Origin of the sequence: Streptomyces sp. NPDC020996 (assembly GCF_040641355.1) — a bacterium.
GTDB lineage: Bacteria > Actinomycetota > Actinomycetes > Streptomycetales > Streptomycetaceae > Streptomyces.
On the sequence record NZ_JBFADM010000007.1, the window covers coordinates 122,303 to 139,259 of the forward strand.

Consider the following 16,957-nt stretch of genomic DNA (forward strand, 5'->3'; position numbering starts at 1 on the left):
GATCTCACGGTGCGGGGGCCGGGCGGGCGGCGGTGCGGCGGGGCGTTGTGGATCAGGGAGAATGGGCCGCATGAGCGTTCGCAGCCAGTCATCCGAGCCGTCGGAAATGCCGGAGGCCGTCCACCGGGCCGGCTTCGCCTGTTTCGTCGGCCGCCCCAACGCGGGCAAGTCCACCCTCACGAACGCTCTGGTCGGGCAGAAGGTGGCGATCACCTCGAACCGGCCGCAGACGACGCGGCACACGGTGCGCGGGATCGTGCACCGGGAGGACGCCCAGCTGATCCTGGTCGACACCCCCGGCCTGCACAAGCCGCGGACGCTGCTGGGCGAGCGCCTGAACGACGTGGTGCGCACCACCTGGGCCGAGGTGGACGTGATCGGCTTCTGCCTGCCGGCCGACCAGAAGATCGGTCCGGGCGACCGGTTCATCGCCAAGGAACTGGCCGGCATCCGCAAGACGCCGAAGGTCGCGATCGTCACCAAGACCGACCTGGTCGACTCCAAGGCCCTCGCCGAGCAGCTGATCGCGATCGACCAGCTCGGCAAGGAGCTGGGGTTCGAGTGGGCGGAGATCGTGCCGGTGTCGGCGGTCGGGGACAAGCAGGTGAGCCTGCTGGCGGACCTGCTGATCCCGCTGCTGCCCGAGGGCCCGGCGCTCTACCCGGAGGGCGACCTCACGGACGAGCCCGAGCAGGTGATGGTGGCGGAGCTGATCCGCGAGGCGGCCCTGGAGGGCGTCCGTGACGAGCTGCCGCACTCCATCGCGGTGGTCGTGGAGGAGATGCTGCCCCGCGAGGACCGCCCCGCCGACAAGCCCCTCCTGGACATCCACGCCAACCTTTTCATCGAACGCCCCAGCCAGAAGGGCATCGTGATCGGCCCCAAGGGCAAGCGCCTGAAAGAGGTCGGCATCAAGAGCCGCAAGCAGATCGAGGCCCTGCTCGGCACCCCGGTCTTCCTGGACCTGCACGTGAAGGTGGCCAAGGACTGGCAGCGCGACCCCAAGCAGCTGCGGCGCCTGGGATTCTGAGGCCCGGTGCGGGCCGGGGACGCGTCCTGCGCGCCCGCCACCCGCACCCGCACCCGCACCCAGGCCCTGTCCGGTGCCCGGTGGCCGGTGTTCAGTCCACGCCGCGGATCCGGCCCACGAGTACCGCTCCCGCCAGACCGATCGCCGCCGCGACCAGGTACAGCACCCGGTAGCCGCCGAGGTGCGTCACGATGGGCGCGGCGAGTACGGGAGCGGCGACCTGGGGGAGGGCGTTGGCGACGTTGATGACGCCGAGGTCCTTGCCGCGGTCCAGCGCCTTCGGCAGTACGTCGGTCATCAGCGCGAAGTCGACCGACGTGAACACCCCGAAGCCGACCCCGAGCACCGCCGCGGCGGCGATCGCGCCCGGCCAGGTCTGCCAGGTGGCCAGCGCGGCCGTCGCCACCGCCATCAGCACGCCGGACCAGACCACGAAGGGCTTGCGCCGGCCCACCCGGTCCGACCAGACACCGCCGACGACGACCGTGGCGAGCAGCGTCAGACCGTTCACCGCGGTCAGGATCAGCACGCCCTCGTCGGGGTCGGGGCGGTGCAGCCGGTCGCGCAGGTAGTACAGCAGGTACAGCAGCACCAGCGCGTTGCTGAGGTTGATCAGGAACCGGGTCAGCCACGCCCAGGCCAGGTCGGGGTGCCGGCGCGGGCTCAGCCAGAACCCGGCCAGGAACCCGCGCCAGGTCCAGGCGGGCCGGTCGGCCGGCGCCAGCCGCAGGTCCGGGTGGCGCAGGACGTACGGCGCCACGCCCACCAGCGTGAACACCGCGCACGCCGCGTACCCGGCCGCCACGCCCCCGGCGGCCGTCGCGAGCCCCGTGCCGCCGACCACGCCCAGGATCTGCGCCGCGCCCAGCCAGCCGCCCACCGAGCCCCGCTGCCGTCTGGGCACCCGGTCCGGGACCGCCGCGGTCACCGCGGCGAAGGCGGCGTTCAGCGTCAGCTGCACCAGGCACCAGCCCACCGCCATCGTCGCCACGCCGCCCGCGCCCGCGAGCAGCAGCAGCGACAGCGCCCCGCCCGCCGCGCCGGCCACGATCCACGGCGTACGGCGGCCGAAGCGGGACGTCGTGCGGTCCGACAGCGCGCCGAAGAACGGGTTGGCCACCAGGGACACCAGCGCGCCGGCTCCCGTCACCCACGCCAGCATCGTCTCCTTGGACATGCCGGAGCCGGGCGCGAAGTCCTTCGCCTGGGAGGCCAGCAGGATCTGCAGCGGGCCGTACCAGCCCACCCAGATCGCGCCGTTGGCGAGCGAGAGCGCCGCGATCCAGCGGCGGCCGACCTTCTCGACGGGTTCGGCCAGCGCCGCCGCGGGAACGGCGGGCCGCACCGGCCGGGTCCCGGTCATCTCTGCGCCCGCAGCACGTCCCGGAACCAGGCGTAGGAGGCCTTCGGGGTCCGCTCGAGCGTCGCGAAGTCGACGTGCACCAGGCCGAACCGGCGCGCGTACCCCTCCGCCCACTCGAAGTTGTCGAGCAGCGACCACACGAAGTAGCCGCGCACGTCCACCCCCGCCTCCAGCGCCCGGTGCAGCGCCCGGATGTGGCCGTCCAGGTAGGCGATGCGGTCCTGGTCGTCGAGGCCCTCGTAGGAGCAGCCGTTCTCGGTGATCACGACCGGCGGCAGGCGGTCGCCGTAGCGCTCGCGGAAGCCGGTCAGCAGCTCCGTCAGCCCCTCCGGGACCACCGGCCAGCCGAAGTCGGTGACCGGGACCCCTTCGATCTCCTTAACGGAGAAAGGCAGTTCGGCCGGGATGGGCACCCCGCCGAACTCGCCGTCCGCGCCCTGCGGGGCGCCCACCCGGGTCGGCGCGTAGTAGTTGACGCCGTACCAGTCCAGCGGCTCGGAGATGACCTTCAGGTCCGACTCCAGGTCGGCCGACGGCATCAGCTCGCCGATGCCGTCCGGGTAGCGGCCGAGCAGCAGCGGGTCGGCGAACAGGCGGCCCAGCAGCAGGTCGTAGAAGTCCGCCGCCGCCACGTCGGCCGGCTCGGCGGACGCCGGCCAGGTCGGCCCGTGCGAGTTGGCGATCCCGATGTCCCCGGCGCCGGCCGCGCGCAGCGCCCGTACCGCCAGGCCGTGGGCCAGCAGTTGGTGGTGGGCCACCGGAAGCGCGTCGAACAGCAGCCGGCTGCCCGGCGCGTGGACGCCGAGCGCGTGGCCGAGCAGGGTGTGCTCGGCGGGCTCGTTGAGGGTGATCCACTTGTGCACCCGGTCGCCCAGCCGCTCGGCGACCACCGTCACGTACTCGGCGAAGCGCGACGCGGTGTCCCGTTCCAGCCAGTCCAGCGCGACCGGCAGGTCCCAGTGGAACAGGGTCGGGACCGGCCGTACGCCCGCCGCGCACAGCTCGTCGACGAGACGGTCGTAGAAGTCCAGGCCGCCGGGGGAGTTCACGCGCGGCCAGGAGACGGAGAAGCGGTACGCGTCCACGCCCAGGCCGGCCAGCAGGGCCACGTCCTCGCCGTGGCGGTGGTAGTGGTCGCAGGCGACCGCCGCGGTCGAGCCGTCCTTCACCCGCCCCGGCTCGGCCGTGAACGCGTCCCACACGGACGGTTCGCGCTCGTCGGCCGCGCCCTCGATCTGGTGGGCCGAGGTCGAAACGCCCCACAGGAAGCCTGCCGGGAACTGGGGTATCTGGTCCGTCGCCATGCGCGGATCATCGCTACCGCCGGTAACGGAAGTCAACGGGCGGGCGTGAACGACGAGTTACGCACCCTCTTTCAGCACCCGGGAGACCAGCTTGCGCTGCTCGTCGGTCAGCCGCGGGTCGGAGGCGTACACCGTCGTGCCGTCCACCGTGATCTGGTAGTTGAAGCCGTCCGGTACGCCGACCGGAGGCGTGTGCCGGCCGGCCGCGAGCGCCTGTTCGGCCAGCGACTGCCAGTCGCCCGCGTCCGGCCGCCCCGAGGTGTCCACCTCGGCGTACCGCTCGATGCCCGCGAACCCGCCGGTGCGCCTCACCTGAATACGCATGGGTCCCTGTCTAGTACGGAACTACGCGGCGCGCACCCCGACCTGCTCCCAGCTCTTCTGCACCGCCCGCAGTTCCTCGCCCTGCCCGTAGCGCTCCCTGGCCGCCTTGGCGGTGAGCGTCGCGAAGTCCGCGAACAGCGCGTCCTGCTTCAGCTCGCCGCCGGTCAGCACGTCGTACCAGATCTGTCCGGCCCGCTCCCAGGCGTGGCCGCCGAGGGCGGTGGCGACCAGGTAGAAGGCGTGGTTGGGGATGCCGGAGTTGATGTGCACGCCGCCGTTGTCGCGGCCGGTGCGCACGTAGCCGGCCATCGTCGCCGGCTGCGGGTCCTTGCCGAGGACGTCGTCGTCGTACGCGGTGCCCGGCTCCTTCATCGAGCGCAGCGCCCTGCCGGTCACGCGGGGGGCGAGCAGCCCGGCGCCGATGAGCCAGTCGGCCTCGGCGGCGGTCTGGCCCAGCGTGTACTGCTTGATCAGCGAGCCGAAGACGTCCGACAACGACTCGTTGAGGGCGCCGGGCTGGCCGAAGTAGGTGAGGTTGGCCGTGTGCTGCGTGACGCCGTGGGTGAGTTCGTGGCCGATGACGTCGACGGGGATGGTGAAGTCGAGGAAGACCTCCCCGTCCCCGTCGCCGAACACCATCTGCTCGCCGTTCCAGAAGGCGTTGTCGTAGTCGCGGTCGAAGTGGACCGTCGCGTCGAGCGGGAGTCCGTCGCCGTCGATCGACCGGCGGCCGAACGCCTGGAGGTACATCTCGAAGGTGGCGCCGAGACCCGCGTAGGCGCGGTTGACGGTGGCGTCCGTGCCGGGCTCCTCGCCCTCGCCGCGGACCTTGTGGCCGGGCAGGTCGGTGCCGTGCCGGGCGTCGTAGATCGTGCGGTGCGGCGCGTCGGGCGCGGCCGCGGCGGGCGGGGCGACGGCCGGGGCGCCGATGACGGTGGTCAGCCGGCGGTGGGTGCGCTCATAGGCGTCGCGTTCCAGGGTCCTGCGGGCGGGACGCGCGAGCGCCGGGTCCTCGTGCCGGGCCAGCCGGTCCAGGACGTGCGGCGGTACGACGGTGCAGAAGACGGGCTCGAAGCCCCCGTTGGTCTTCGTCATGCCCGGCACCCTTGCACTCGGTGACCGTGCTGTCACCGGTCGCCACCATGATTGGTGAAATATCGGGACAGTGGGCCGCACGCTCTGCGACAGAGTGGTATAGAGCACTTTTTGTCCCGGTTGCCGCGCGAGTCCCGCATACTGATACGGCGCCCCGCGTCCGAAGGGGCTCGGCTAGCATGCGGAGCATCATGCGTTTCGGGCTGCTTCTTCTTAGCTGCCGCGGCGAGGGCCTGTAGTCCAGGTCGACTCCCTCCCCGCGGAGCTTCGCGTTGCGTCGTCGGCCGTCCTTCCGGACATCCTGAGGAGCCCCGCAGACATGGCGAACCGCCAGCAGCCCAGCACCATGCCGATCCACAAGTACGGCCGCTACGAGCAGGTGGACATCCCCGACCGCACCTGGCCCGACCAGCGGATCACCGTAGCCCCCCGCTGGCTCTCCACCGACCTGCGGGACGGCAACCAGGCCCTGATCGACCCGATGTCGCCCGAGCGCAAGCGCCGTATGTTCGACCAGCTGGTCAAGATGGGCTACAAGGAGATCGAGGTCGGCTTCCCCGCCTCCGGCCAGACCGACTTCGACTTCGTGCGCTCGATCATCGAGGAAGAGGGCGCGATCCCCGACGACGTCACCATCTCCGTGCTGACCCAGGCCCGCGAGGACCTGATCGAGCGGACCGTGGAGTCCCTGAAGGGCGCCAAGCACGCCACCGTCCACCTGTACAACGCCACCGCGCCGGTCTTCCGCCGCGTGGTCTTCCGCGGCTCCAAGGACGACATCAAGCAGATCGCCGTCGACGGCACCCGCCTGGTGATGGAGTACGCCGAGAAGCTGCTGGGCCCGGAGACCGACTTCGGCTACCAGTACAGCCCGGAGATCTTCACCGACACCGAGCTGGACTTCGCGCTGGAGGTCTGCGAGGCGGTCATGGACGTCTGGCAGCCCGGCCCGGGCCGCGAGATCATCCTCAACCTGCCGGCCACCGTGGAGCGTTCGACGCCGTCCACGCACGCGGACCGCTTCGAGTGGATGCACCGCAACCTGTCCCGGCGCGAGTACGTCTGCCTGTCCGTCCACCCGCACAACGACCGCGGCACCGCCGTCGCCGCCGCCGAGCTGGCCGTCATGGCCGGCGCCGACCGCGTCGAGGGCTGCCTGTTCGGCCAGGGCGAGCGCACCGGCAACGTCGACCTGGTCACCCTGGGCATGAACCTGTTCTCGCAGGGCGTCGACCCGCAGATCGACTTCTCCGACATCGACGAGATCCGCCGTACGTGGGAGTACTGCAACCAGATGGAGGTCCACCCGCGCCACCCGTACGTGGGCGACCTGGTCTACACGTCCTTCTCCGGCTCCCACCAGGACGCCATCAAGAAGGGCTTCGACGCCATGGAGGCCGACGCGAAGGCCAAGGGCGTCACCGTCGACGACATCGAGTGGGCGGTGCCCTACCTGCCCATCGACCCCAAGGACGTCGGCCGCTCCTACGAGGCCGTCATCCGCGTCAACTCGCAGTCCGGCAAGGGCGGCATCTCCTACGTCCTGAAGAACGACCACAAGCTGGACCTGCCGCGCCGGATGCAGATCGAGTTCTCGAAGATCATCCAGGCGAAGACGGACGCCGAGGGCGGCGAGATCACGCCGAAGGAGATCTGGGCGGTCTTCCAGGACGAGTACCTGCCCAACCCGGACAACCCGTGGGGCCGCATCCAGGTGCGGACCGGCCAGTCGACCACCGACACCGACGGCGTGGACACCCTCACCGTCGAGGCCACCGTCGACGGCCGGGACACCGTCCTGACCGGCTCCGGCAACGGTCCGATCTCCGCCTTCTTCGACGCCCTGCAGTCCATCGGCATCGACGTACGCCTGCTGGACTACCAGGAGCACACGATGAGCGAGGGCGCCTCCGCGCAGGCCGCCTCGTACATCGAGTGCGCGATCGACGACAAGGTGCTGTGGGGCATCGGCATCGACGCGAACACGACGCGTGCGTCGCTGAAGGCGGTCGTCTCCGCCGTCAACCGCGCGGCCCGCTGACCCCCGCTGACCGGGCATTTCGGGGCCCTGGCCGCCGCATACGGCGGCCGGGGCCCCGTCGCGTGTCGGCCATCCGCCCGTGCAGGTCACGGAAAGGTCTCGTCCAAGGTGCTGACTGAGCCTGCCCGATGTGGCTAACATCACGGAGGCGCGGCAATGTTGCCGTGGGGTTACGGAGGTGCGACGTGCTGCCAGGACGGGGACGAAACGGCCGTGCCGCCAGGCCTGCGCGCATCCTGGGCAGCCGTACCGCGTGGACACCCGTGTCGGACGGCGAGTTCTTCTGTCCCGGCTGCGGAGGCGACCGCAACTACCAGCGCCTCACCGGCCGCCGCCGTCTCACCCTGCTCGGCGTCCCGGTGGTGCCGCGCGGCGAGACCGCGCCGGTCGTCGAGTGCGCCGCCTGCCGCCGCCACTTCGGCACCGACGTCCTCGACCACCCCACCACCGTCCGCTTCTCCGCGATGCTCCGCGACGCCGTCCACACCGTCGCCCTCGCGGTGCTGTCCGCGGGCGGCACATCCTCCCGTACGGCCCTGGAGGCGGCAGCGGGCGCCGTCCGCGCGGCCGGCTTCGACGACTGCACCGAGGAGCAGCTGGCCGCGCTGGTCGAGGCGCTGGCCGCCGACACCGGGCGGGTGCACGGCCCGTCCTGCGGGGCCGGCCTCGCCATAGAACTGCACGAGGCCCTCGACCCGCTCGCCCCGCACCTCGCCCCCGTCGGCCGCGAGTCGGTCCTGCTGCAGGGCGCCCGCATCGCCCTCGCCGACGGCCCCTACACCCCCGCCGAACGCGACGTGCTCGCCACCGTCGGCGCGGCCCTGACCATCTGCGCCGACGACGTCAGCCGCCTGCTGGAAGCGGCCCGCACGCCGTCCTGACCCTCCCCGGGGAGCAACCGCCCGGCGACTCGCTCCTGGGCCCGACGGGGCCGCGGTGCGGCAGTGCCGACCGCGCCGCGCGGCACCGGGGGCCGGCGCCTCCGCGTCCATACCCGTACCGGGTGAATCCGCCCTAGACTGCATGGACTCGACGGTGGCGAGAGCGCCGGGAGCGGCGACGCGAGGCGGGGGTGTACCGGCACGTGCCCGAGAGAGAAGCGACCGCGCACGAGGTCACCGGACGGCAGGTCACGGAGCAGGAGACCGCGGTCCACGTCTTCGTCCCGCTGGACGGGACCCGCGTCGAGGAGGGGGTCGCCTCCCTGCGCGCCATGTGGGGGCGCTTCCGCGAGCTGCAGCACGCCGGCAGGCCGCTGTACGCCACGCTGCCGGTCCGGGTGCCGGACACCCTGCCCGCCCCGCCCCCGCGCGGCTCGCTCGTGCTGGCGGGCGTGCAGTCCGCCGACCGGCTCGACCAGGCGATCCTGCGGCTGCACGGGGAGATCCTCAATCTGTCGGTCCTGCTGGGCGCCGGACGGGACCGGGAGTGGTCCGGGTTGCGCCGGCGGCTGGAGACGGTCACCGGCCCGGTCGGGGCGTACCACCTGGGTGCGGTGACACTGGAACTGGGGAAGCTGCCGGAGGGAACACCCGGGGACGTCGACCTGTCGGAGCCGGAGGGCGGCGACGAGTCGCAGCGGCACCGGCTGCTGCGGATGCTGGGGCGGGCCGGCGCGGACGCGCGGCTCGGCGCCCTCGCGTGGTCGGACGACCGGCGCCCGGAGATGCCGCACTTCGTTCGCTACCTCATGCACATGACTGCCCTGCGCCACCAGTGGGCGGCGCACCACTCGCTCGGCGAGGCGAGGGCCGCGGGCCGGGGCGGGCCGCTCGCCGTGGTGCGGCTGCCGTACTCCGGTGCGCAGCACCGAGCCCTGAGGGACGCCGGGGCCGAACTCCGCTTGATGCGGCACGGGGTGGAGACGCTCCTGGACAACGCCCGGCACGCCCTGGAGGACGCGGGTCTCGACGGGGAGGCCGTGCCGCAGGCGGACCAGCGGTTCGCCGCGTCGTTCGTCCAGCGGCTGGACGACCTCCTCGTCCTCCGGGAACTGGCGGCCGCCGAGGAGCCGTCGCCGCGCCCGGCCGAGCGCAGCCCCCGGGCGGCGGGCCGGGTCCGGGTGCTGGCCGTCGTCGACGAGTGGTTCCCCGCGCACGGTGGCCTGAGCGCGTTCAACCGCGGGCTGTGCATCGCGCTCGCCGCGGCCGGCGCGGACGTCCGCGTCCTGGTGGTGTCCTCCACCGAGGACGAACGCGAGGACGCGGCCGAGCACGACGTGCGGCTCGTTGACGCTGCTCGGCCGGATGTCCCGGAAAAGGTGCCCCTGTTCCTGCGGCCGCCGTTCACCGATGGATTCGAGCCCGACCTGGTGCTCGGCCACGGCAGGGTCAGCGGGCCGGCCGCCCGGGTGCAGGTGGAGCAGCATTTCGGCAACGCGGAGCGACTGCACTTCCTGCATGTGGAACCGGACCGGGCGGAGGCCCAGAAGCCGGACCCCGAAGGCGACCTCGCCGTCCGCTCCCAGGAACGCACGGAGCGGGAACTCGGACTCTGCGAGGGGGCTTCGCGGTCGGTGGCGGTCGGCCCCCGGCTGGCGAGGAACCTGCGGCGTCACCTGCGCACCCGGGCTCTGGCCCCCCTGGTGCGCGTCGACCCGGGATTCGACGGGAGGCCCGCCGCCTCCTGCCCCGGCTCCGACGAGATCCCGCAGATCCTGATGATGGGCAGGCTGGACGACGCCTCGCTCAAGGGGCTCGACATCGCCTGCCGGGCGCTGGGGGCGGCGGTGCCCCCCAGGGCGGAGCACGGTTCCTGGGAACTGCTGATCCGCGGCGTGCCCGACCGGAAGTCGCGGGAACTGCGCGAGCAGGTGGAGGACTGGATCGGCACCCCCGCGGTGGATGTGACCCTGCGCCCGTTCTCCGCGGACCCCCGGCACATCCAGGAGGACGTGGCACGGGCGAGTCTCGTCCTCATGCCGTCCCGCGCGGAGGCGTTCGGCCTGGTCGGTCTGGAGGCGATCGGAGCGGGGGTGCCGGTGCTGGTGAGCGCCCGCAGCGGGCTCGGCGTGCTGTTGCTCGACCAGCGTCTGCCGGTCGCCGACCAGGCCGTGGTGGACGTGGCGGCCACCACGCGGGACCTCGTGGCGGACGTCCGATCGTGGGAGAAGTCCATCCACGCCGTCATGCGGAACCTGCCGGCCGCCTTCCGGGACGCCGCCGAACTCCGCGAGGAGATGGCCGCCCGGTGCACCTGGGCCACGGCCGCCGCCACCGTGCTCGACTGCGTACGCCCCCACGGAACCGCCTGATCCGGGTCCGTCCCCGAGCCCGGCCCGCGCCGGGAACCGCCTGATCCGGGTCCGTCCCCGAGCCCGGCCCGCGCCGGGAACCGCCTCCGCTCCGGGTCCGTCCCGGAGCCCGGCCCGCGCCGGGAACCGCCTCCGCTCCGGACCGGCCGTGTCCCCTGCCGCTCGGACCCGCCCGACGCGCGACCGGCCCCCCGCGTCCCGCCGGTGGACGCAGAGGGCCGGGGGCGGTGCGGCGCGGTGTTCAGTGGGTCTGCACGGCTGTCGTCCTCCTGCGGCCGGCCGAGGACCGTTATCCCCTCGGCGTTCGATCCGCAGGCAAACACGCGGATCCGTCCGGCCGCCCGCGAACCTGGAACACACTGGAAACGTCTGGATCCGCGCGGTGCGGACCCGTGAACGTCCCCGCGGAGGAACGGTGGTGAACGAAGTCCCCCGGCTGCCCGGGGAGGACGGGAAGGCACTCGGACAGCGGCTGGCGGTCGAACTGACCCGCGCTGTCGTCCAGGCCGAGAAGCGGTTGGGCAGAACACTGGACCGCCGGGAACTCGCCAGGCGCCTCAACGTCTCCACCAGCAGCCTGTACGCCTACCTCAACGGCACCACCCTGCCCGGAACCCGGGTCTTCGACGCTCTCCTCGCGGCGCTGGGGGTCCCCGGACCCGAGGCCGGCCGGCTCGCCACCCTGCGGGACGAGGCCGACGCCGCCCGGCGACTTCGCCCGGCCGCCGCCCGCTCGCACCCCGGCCAGTCCTCCACCGCCCTCCCCGTGCCTCGCCAACTCCCGCTGAGCCACCCGTTCTTCGTCGGACGGGACGCCGAACTCGCCCGGCTGGAAGGGTTACCGAGCCCGCCCGACGACCCTGCCCGGGGCGGGGCTGTCGTCGCCGTCGTCGAGGGCACCGCGGGCGTCGGCAAGACCGCGCTCGCCCTGCACTGGGCGCACCGGGCACAGCACCGCTTCCCGGACGGCCAGCTCTACGTCAACCTCCGGGGGTTCGGGCCCGAGGCGGTCATGGACCCCGGCGAGGCCCTGCACGGCTTCCTCCAGGCCCTCGGCGTCACCCCCGCCGCCGTCCCGGCCGACCCCGCCGTCGCCTCCGGACTGCTGCGCACCCTGCTGGCGGGCCGCCGGGTGCTGCTGGTCCTGGACAACGCCCGCTCCGCCGACCAGGTACGGCCGCTGCTGCCCACCCACCCCGGTTCCGTCGCCCTCGTCACCAGCCGCAACCGCCTCGACGGCCTCGTCGTACGCGAGGGCGCCCTGCGGATAGCCCTCGACGTACTGCCCCGCTATGTCGCCCGCACCCTTCTGGAGCGGCAGCTGGGCGCCGACCGGCTGGCCCTGGAGCGGCGGGAGGCCGACGAGCTGGTCGACCTCTGCGCCCGGCTGCCGCTCGCGCTGAGCGTCGCCGCCGCCCGCACGGCCGCCGCCCCGGTCGGCTCGGTCGGCGCCTTCGTCCGCGAAGTACGGCGCGCGCGGGCGCCGTTGGACCTGTTCGGGGTGCACGACGCGGATGTCGACCTGCGGACCGTCTTCCACGGTTCGTACGCCCTGCTGCCGGCGCCCGCCGCCCGTCTCTTCCGGCTCCTCGGCTGCCACCCCGGACCCGAGATCGACGTCACGGCCTGCGCGGGCCTCATCGGCGCCGCGGAACCGCCCACCGCCCTCCTCGAGACCCTCACCGCCGCCCACCTCGTCCGCCAGCACACCCCGGGCCGCTACACCCTGCACGACCTGCTCCGGCTCTACGCCGCGGAACTCCTCGACAGCGCCCCGCCGCAGGAGCGCCGGGACGGCACCGAGCGGCTGCTGCGGCACTGTCTGGACACCGCACGCCTGGCCGACCACCACCTCGAACCCTGGCGTCCGACACCCGGCGGGGCGCCGAGACCCGGCGCCGCCCAGCCGCCCATCGCCGACCACGCCGCGGCGACCGGCTGGTTCGAGACCGAACTGGCCTCGTTGCAGGCCCTCATCGCCCAGGCCGCCGCCACCCCGGGCCTGGAGCCGTACGCCTGGCGGCTGGCCGATGCCTGCGCCGTCCATCTGCGCCGCTCCGGCCGCCGGGCCCAGCGAGCCGCCGTGCACGCACTGGCCCGGGACGCCGCGGGCCGGGCCGGGGACCGCGCCGCCCACGCCGTCGCCACCCGCCGTCTCGCCGACGCCCTCTCCCGCCTGAACCGCAGGACGGAGGCGCTGGAGCTGCTGTACGAGACCCTGCGCGCCTGCCGCGACCTGGGCGACGAGGAGGGCGCACGGGAGGTACGGCTCTCCCTGGTCCGGGTGTACGACGCGTGCGGCGACCCGCGCAGGGCGCTGCCGCACGCCCGGCTCGCCCTCGCCATGGCACGGCGCACCGGAGACCCGCTCGCGCTCGCCGACGGCTTCACCTCCGTGGCCCAGCAGTGGGAACGGCTGGGAGAGCACACCGTGGCCCTCGACCACGCACGCCGGGCGCTGGACCTCTACACCCGGCTCGGCCACCTCGACGGACAAGCGGGCATCCTGATCGGCATGGGCCGCGCCGAACAGGGGCTCGGCCGGCCCGCCGCCGCGATCGGCCACTACGAGCTCTCCCTGGCCCTCGACCGGGCCCTGGGCGACCGCTACCGCGAGGCCCACGCACTCACGCACCTCGGGGACGCCCACGCCGCACTCGGCCGGGGCGAGGACGCGCGTTCCCTGTGGGAGGAGGCCCTGGCGCTCTTCGAGGACCTGCACCACCCCGACGCCGAGCCGGTCCGGGCCAGGCTGCGCGGGATCGCGGCGGACTATCCCGTGCCCGCCTCCAGCCAGCACAACCCGTAGCCGTAGCCCACCTTCATCGCCGCGAACTCGACGTCCACCACGCCCTGTTCGTCCGGGCGCACCACCGGCGTGCCCGGGTTCCGCTGGTAGATCACGGCGGTCGGCACCCCTACCAGCCGCCACACCGTGCGCGGCGGCCTCGCCCGGTCGAAGCGGACCCGCAGCCGGAAGTGCTCGCTGCGGGTCAGCGGCACATGGACGAAGTGCGGTGCCATCGGCTGGGCCGGCGGTATCAGCAGCCGCAGTTCGTACACGTGCCGCGTCCCGGCCTTCAGCGGCGCGGGCGGCACCAGGAACCGCTCGAAGTAGCTCTCGTACTGCGGCCCGCCGTTCTCCAGCCGTCCGCCCCGGACGGCGGAGATCTCCAGCCCGTGCCCGGGCGTCGTGTCACCGGCGCGCCGGGGCACGCTGACCCCGACCGGTATCCGCGCCAGCCCGTCGCAGGTCGCGACCACGATCCGGCGCTCCAGCGCCTCGGGGGTCGGGGTGTCCAGCCTGAGCAGGGTGGACACCGACTCGGTGTACCAGCCGTGCGGCTCGGTGCGCGCGCAGTCCGCCGGGCACTGCTCGGCGTGCACCCCGGTCGCGCGGTCCGCCGGGCCGTCCCAGGGCGGCGGGGTGACCCCGGCCGGGCCGTCCGGACAGTCGGGGTCCATGGCCCGGCGCACCTGCGCCCAGTACTCGCCCCACCGCCGCACATCGCCCCCGCAGGCGCCGACGATCGCCAGGGTGACCGGACGGGTGGGGTGCTTCTCGCCCCGCATGGCGTCGCTGACGGTCGTCCTGCCGTAGCCGGTGCGGCGGGCCAACTGGTCCAGCGTGAGTCCGGCCGATCCGCGCAGGTCCCGGAGCCAGTACGCGAAGAGCCGGGCCGGTGACCCGTCCAGCACGATCTCCTTCTGCGGACGCCCCATCGTGCGTGACTCCCCTTCTCCGCACCCGCGTTGCCGCCGCTGTCGCCGCCGAGTCTGGCACACGCCCGGGCGAGTCGTCCCGGTCCTGTCGGCCTGCCCGCCGGCCGTCCCGGTTTTCCGGGGATCGTCCGGTTCGCCGGAGAACCGTTGAGGGCCGGCTCCGGCCCTTGTTAGACAGGTTGCGCCCGGTTCCGGTGCTCCCGCACCGGCCGATTCCTGCTCTTGCGCCAGGAGAGGACCATGGCTCTGTTTCCCAGGACGTCCCGCGCCACACCGCTGCCGGGCGACGTGGTGTCGCTGATGGAGCGGTTCGGCCGCTTCGAGTTCGACCCCGTCGGCACCGACATCGACGCCTCCGACGTGTGGGGCGAACTCCAGGCGCCCTTCCTGCCGTTCGCGCAGTCGGACCCGCACGGCTTCGCCCGCGCGCTGGCCGACGCCGTGCTGCCGGCCGGCGGGTTCGCCCTGTTCGGCGCCGCGCGCACGGTGTGGAACCTGGTCGGCTCCGACTTCAGCAGCCCCGCCTACGGCGCCGTACGGATGGCCGCGCTGGAGTTCTTCCGGGCGAACGGGGTGCCGAGCAACCGCCTGTCCGCCGCCGACTGGCGTTTCTGGCAGGAGAACCGCTCCGAGCCCTGGCTCGTGGGCCGGCCCCTGCCGACGCCCGAGGAGGCGCGGATCGCGCCCCTCGCGCCGGGGGAGCTGCGCCGGATCGCGCAGGTCACCGAGGACCCGGACGCCAACGTCGTCTACGTCGCCGCCGCCCCCGACGGCCGTGTCAAGGCCGTCGTCGACGCGCCGGCCGGCGACCCCGGCCCCACCCGCTGCCGCTTCGACTGGACCTCGGCGGACACCCTGCACGACCTCTACACCTGGATCGGCGAGGCGTTCCAGACCCCGGTCCACTGGGTCGCCGACGAACTGCGCCCGTTCATACCCCTGCCTCCGTCCCGTATCTGAGGCGACCGGCTCCCGAGGAGAGAGAGAAACATGGCCAAAGGCCGCAGCTGCCAGGTCTGCCGGCAGCGCATGAGTGTCAAGAGCGAACAGCGGCAGCCGATGGGCTCGTGGGTCGTCTACGAGTGCCGCAACCCCGCCTGCAAGAACTGGATCGAGAGCGGTCGGCGCTACCGGTTCAGCGAAAAGGTCTTCGAGGACAAGTGAGCGAGCGGAACGAGTAGGGAGCAGGGCATGGCCAAGTCACCGGTGGAGATAACGACCCGGCTGTCGATGGCGGAGGCGGCCGACGCCTTCCGCGCGGCGATGCGGGTGAGCTGGTGGAGCGAGAACATCACCGGCGCGGGGACCACCTTCGAGGAACCTAGAGGCTCGGTCTTCGACACCGTGGCCGAGGACCGGCCCGACTTCGCCGTGATGGCGATCCTCGGCGGCCGGGGAGCGGAGATCCAGAAGTCCGCGGTCCACATGTACATGTGGAACCGGGGCGCGCACCGCGAGATCATGCTGGGCGTCGGCCGCAACCTCGGCGCCTTCGGCATCAAGGCGAACCGCAAGATCCGCCGGTACGTCGACGCGTTGTCGGACCTCGATCCGTCCATGGAGTTCTCGGGCATCTGAACGGCCTCGACGGCCGGCTCCGGCCCCGAGGACGGACGAGCACCCGGTGCGGGGGACCGGGTGCTCGTCGCCGTGTGCGTGCCCTGCCGTCCGGGTGCTCGTCGCCGTATGCCGCCCTCCCGTCCGGTGCTCAGCCGGCCGTGGCGAACGCCTCCGCGGACACGTCCCGTTCGAGCACCGACCGGTGGAACGAGTAGACGTCGATGTGGGAGACCTTCACCAGCAGGCAGTACCGGTCCACCGACGCCACGGACCGGGCCACCCGCGCGTACTCGCGCCGCATGAAGTGGACCGCCGCCTGGTTCGCCACCGAGCTCTGCCCGCACACCAGCACGACCGGCCGGCTCGACTCCGGTGGCGTGAACTTGGCGACCACCGCGTACTCCTGGCGCCCGCGGTCGAAGTAGTAGCGCTCGCCGCCGACCACGATCGCCACGGAGTCGGGACGGTCGCTGAACGGAACGATCGTCACCCCGGGCAGATGGGCGGTGAGATGCCCGCCGGTGCGCGGATTGGACCCGCCGATCGGCCCGCCGACACAGAACTCGGTACGGTCCCCGTTGCTGCCGCGCAGATCGCCGGACTCCACGCTCACCCGGCAGCCCAGTTCGCTCAGCAGCACGGCCAGTTCGACGACCGCCCGCAGATCCCGCTGCTGGGTCGTGCCCGGCTGCCCGTGCTTGGTCCCGACGACGATCACACAGGGCTCGCCCGGCCGGGTGCCGAAGAAGGCGGCCCTGCGGTACAGCTCCCTGGTCCGCCGTCCCCGCTCCCACAACGACCCCAGACCGAGACCGACGAGGCTGGTCAGCAGACCGATCGCGACATTCGCGAATACCGACAGCATCGGCGGCCCGTCAGGTCCGCTCGGCGGGCGCGGGCTGCGGTCCGCCGGGCGGGGAGTCCGGGTCGAGCGCGTGCACGAGGGCGACGACACGCTCCCGGTACGGCTCGGGCAGCGCCACCTTCCCGTCGTCGGACCCCCCGTCCTGGGCGTCCCCGATCCGGGTGACCCGGCTGTCCGACAGCTCCTCCAGCCTGATCGTCAGCGCGTCCACCGCCGGCGAGTCCCCCGCGGCGACGGCCGCCGACAACTCGGGCAGCAGCTCGGCGATCTCCTCCCACACCTCGGGCGGCAGCCGCCACTCCTCCAGCATCAGCCGCAGCGCCAGCCGCGCCGCGCCGGCGGTCTCCCGGTCGATCACGGCCGCCCTGTCCGATGTGCTCACGCCGTCGTCCTCCCTCT

General features: G+C 73.1%; 15 protein-coding genes. 8 read left to right on the forward strand and 7 right to left on the reverse strand.

Annotation, left to right across the window (positions count from 1 at the left end):
• The first annotated feature begins 70 nt into the window (after nucleotides 1-70).
• Nucleotides 71-1,030 carry a GTPase Era gene (gene era / locus AB0G63_RS08020; protein WP_360746030.1) on the forward strand — a complete coding sequence of 320 codons (960 nt, stop codon included), beginning with the start codon at nucleotides 71-73 and terminating at the stop codon, nucleotides 1,028-1,030.
• Between the two features lie 91 nt (nucleotides 1,031-1,121).
• Here the strand turns inward: era and AB0G63_RS08025 are convergent, their stop codons facing one another.
• Genes AB0G63_RS08025 through AB0G63_RS08040 form a run of 4 tightly spaced genes read right to left on the reverse strand, consistent with a single transcriptional unit; the run spans nucleotide 1,122 to nucleotide 5,116 of the window.
• On the reverse strand, nucleotides 1,122-2,393 hold the full coding sequence (locus AB0G63_RS08025; RefSeq protein WP_360746033.1) for an MFS transporter: 1,272 nt from the start codon (nucleotides 2,391-2,393) through the stop codon (nucleotides 1,122-1,124).
• Complete coding sequence (locus tag AB0G63_RS08030; RefSeq protein WP_360746036.1) at nucleotides 2,390-3,697, reverse strand: GH1 family beta-glucosidase; 1,308 nt, start codon at nucleotides 3,695-3,697, stop codon at nucleotides 2,390-2,392. Before AB0G63_RS08030 ends, AB0G63_RS08025 begins: the two co-directional genes overlap by 4 nt.
• A 57-nt stretch (nucleotides 3,698-3,754) precedes the next feature.
• Entirely contained in the window at nucleotides 3,755-4,021 is a 267-nt protein-coding gene (locus tag AB0G63_RS08035) for a protealysin inhibitor emfourin (RefSeq protein WP_360746039.1), read from the reverse strand.
• A 21-nt stretch (nucleotides 4,022-4,042) separates the two neighbouring features.
• Nucleotides 4,043-5,116 carry a M4 family metallopeptidase gene (locus AB0G63_RS08040; protein ID WP_360746042.1) on the reverse strand — a complete coding sequence of 358 codons (1,074 nt, stop codon included), beginning with the start codon at nucleotides 5,114-5,116 and terminating at the stop codon, nucleotides 4,043-4,045.
• Nucleotides 5,117-5,435: 319 nt separating this feature from the next.
• Between AB0G63_RS08040 and leuA the strand changes: the two genes are divergently transcribed.
• From leuA to AB0G63_RS08060, 4 genes are all read left to right on the forward strand, one after another.
• Nucleotides 5,436-7,157, forward strand: coding sequence for a 2-isopropylmalate synthase (gene leuA / locus AB0G63_RS08045; protein ID WP_360746045.1), 1,722 nt, complete (start codon nucleotides 5,436-5,438; stop codon nucleotides 7,155-7,157).
• Between the two features lie 185 nt (nucleotides 7,158-7,342).
• Entirely contained in the window at nucleotides 7,343-8,038 is a 696-nt protein-coding gene (locus AB0G63_RS08050; RefSeq protein ID WP_360746048.1) for a TerB family tellurite resistance protein, read from the forward strand.
• A gap of 203 nt (nucleotides 8,039-8,241) precedes the next feature.
• Nucleotides 8,242-10,410 carry a CATRA conflict system CASPASE/TPR repeat-associated protein gene (locus tag AB0G63_RS08055; RefSeq protein ID WP_360746051.1) on the forward strand — a complete coding sequence of 723 codons (2,169 nt, stop codon included), beginning with the start codon at nucleotides 8,242-8,244 and terminating at the stop codon, nucleotides 10,408-10,410.
• Nucleotides 10,411-10,828: 418 nt separating this feature from the next.
• Nucleotides 10,829-13,219 carry a tetratricopeptide repeat protein gene (locus AB0G63_RS08060; RefSeq protein ID WP_360746054.1) on the forward strand — a complete coding sequence of 797 codons (2,391 nt, stop codon included), beginning with the start codon at nucleotides 10,829-10,831 and terminating at the stop codon, nucleotides 13,217-13,219.
• Here the strand turns inward: AB0G63_RS08060 and AB0G63_RS08065 are convergent.
• Entirely contained in the window at nucleotides 13,183-14,133 is a 951-nt protein-coding gene (locus AB0G63_RS08065; protein WP_360746057.1) for a helix-turn-helix transcriptional regulator, read from the reverse strand. The two genes, AB0G63_RS08060 and AB0G63_RS08065, sit on opposite strands and share 37 nt — an antisense overlap.
• A 240-nt stretch (nucleotides 14,134-14,373) precedes the next feature.
• On the opposite strand from AB0G63_RS08065, the gene AB0G63_RS08070 reads away from it, so the two are divergent.
• Genes AB0G63_RS08070 through AB0G63_RS08080 form a run of 3 tightly spaced genes read left to right on the forward strand, consistent with a single transcriptional unit; the run spans nucleotide 14,374 to nucleotide 15,711 of the window.
• Nucleotides 14,374-15,093 (forward strand): hypothetical protein, encoded by a 720-nt coding sequence (locus AB0G63_RS08070; RefSeq protein WP_360746060.1) that lies wholly within the window; start codon nucleotides 14,374-14,376, stop codon nucleotides 15,091-15,093.
• Between the two features lie 30 nt (nucleotides 15,094-15,123).
• Nucleotides 15,124-15,297 carry a hypothetical protein gene (locus AB0G63_RS08075; RefSeq protein ID WP_360746063.1) on the forward strand — a complete coding sequence of 58 codons (174 nt, stop codon included), beginning with the start codon at nucleotides 15,124-15,126 and terminating at the stop codon, nucleotides 15,295-15,297.
• A 27-nt stretch (nucleotides 15,298-15,324) separates the two neighbouring features.
• Entirely contained in the window at nucleotides 15,325-15,711 is a 387-nt protein-coding gene (locus AB0G63_RS08080) for a hypothetical protein (RefSeq protein WP_360746066.1), read from the forward strand.
• Nucleotides 15,712-15,841: 130 nt separating this feature from the next.
• Here the strand turns inward: AB0G63_RS08080 and AB0G63_RS08085 are convergent, their stop codons facing one another.
• Together AB0G63_RS08085 and AB0G63_RS08090 are read right to left on the reverse strand one after the other, a co-directional pair.
• A complete protein-coding gene (locus AB0G63_RS08085; protein WP_360746069.1) occupies nucleotides 15,842-16,558 on the reverse strand; it encodes a hypothetical protein in 717 nt (238 codons plus the stop codon).
• A 10-nt stretch (nucleotides 16,559-16,568) separates the two neighbouring features.
• Entirely contained in the window at nucleotides 16,569-16,940 is a 372-nt protein-coding gene (locus AB0G63_RS08090; protein WP_360746072.1) for a CATRA system-associated protein, read from the reverse strand.
• Between the last annotated feature and the right edge of the window lie 17 nt (nucleotides 16,941-16,957).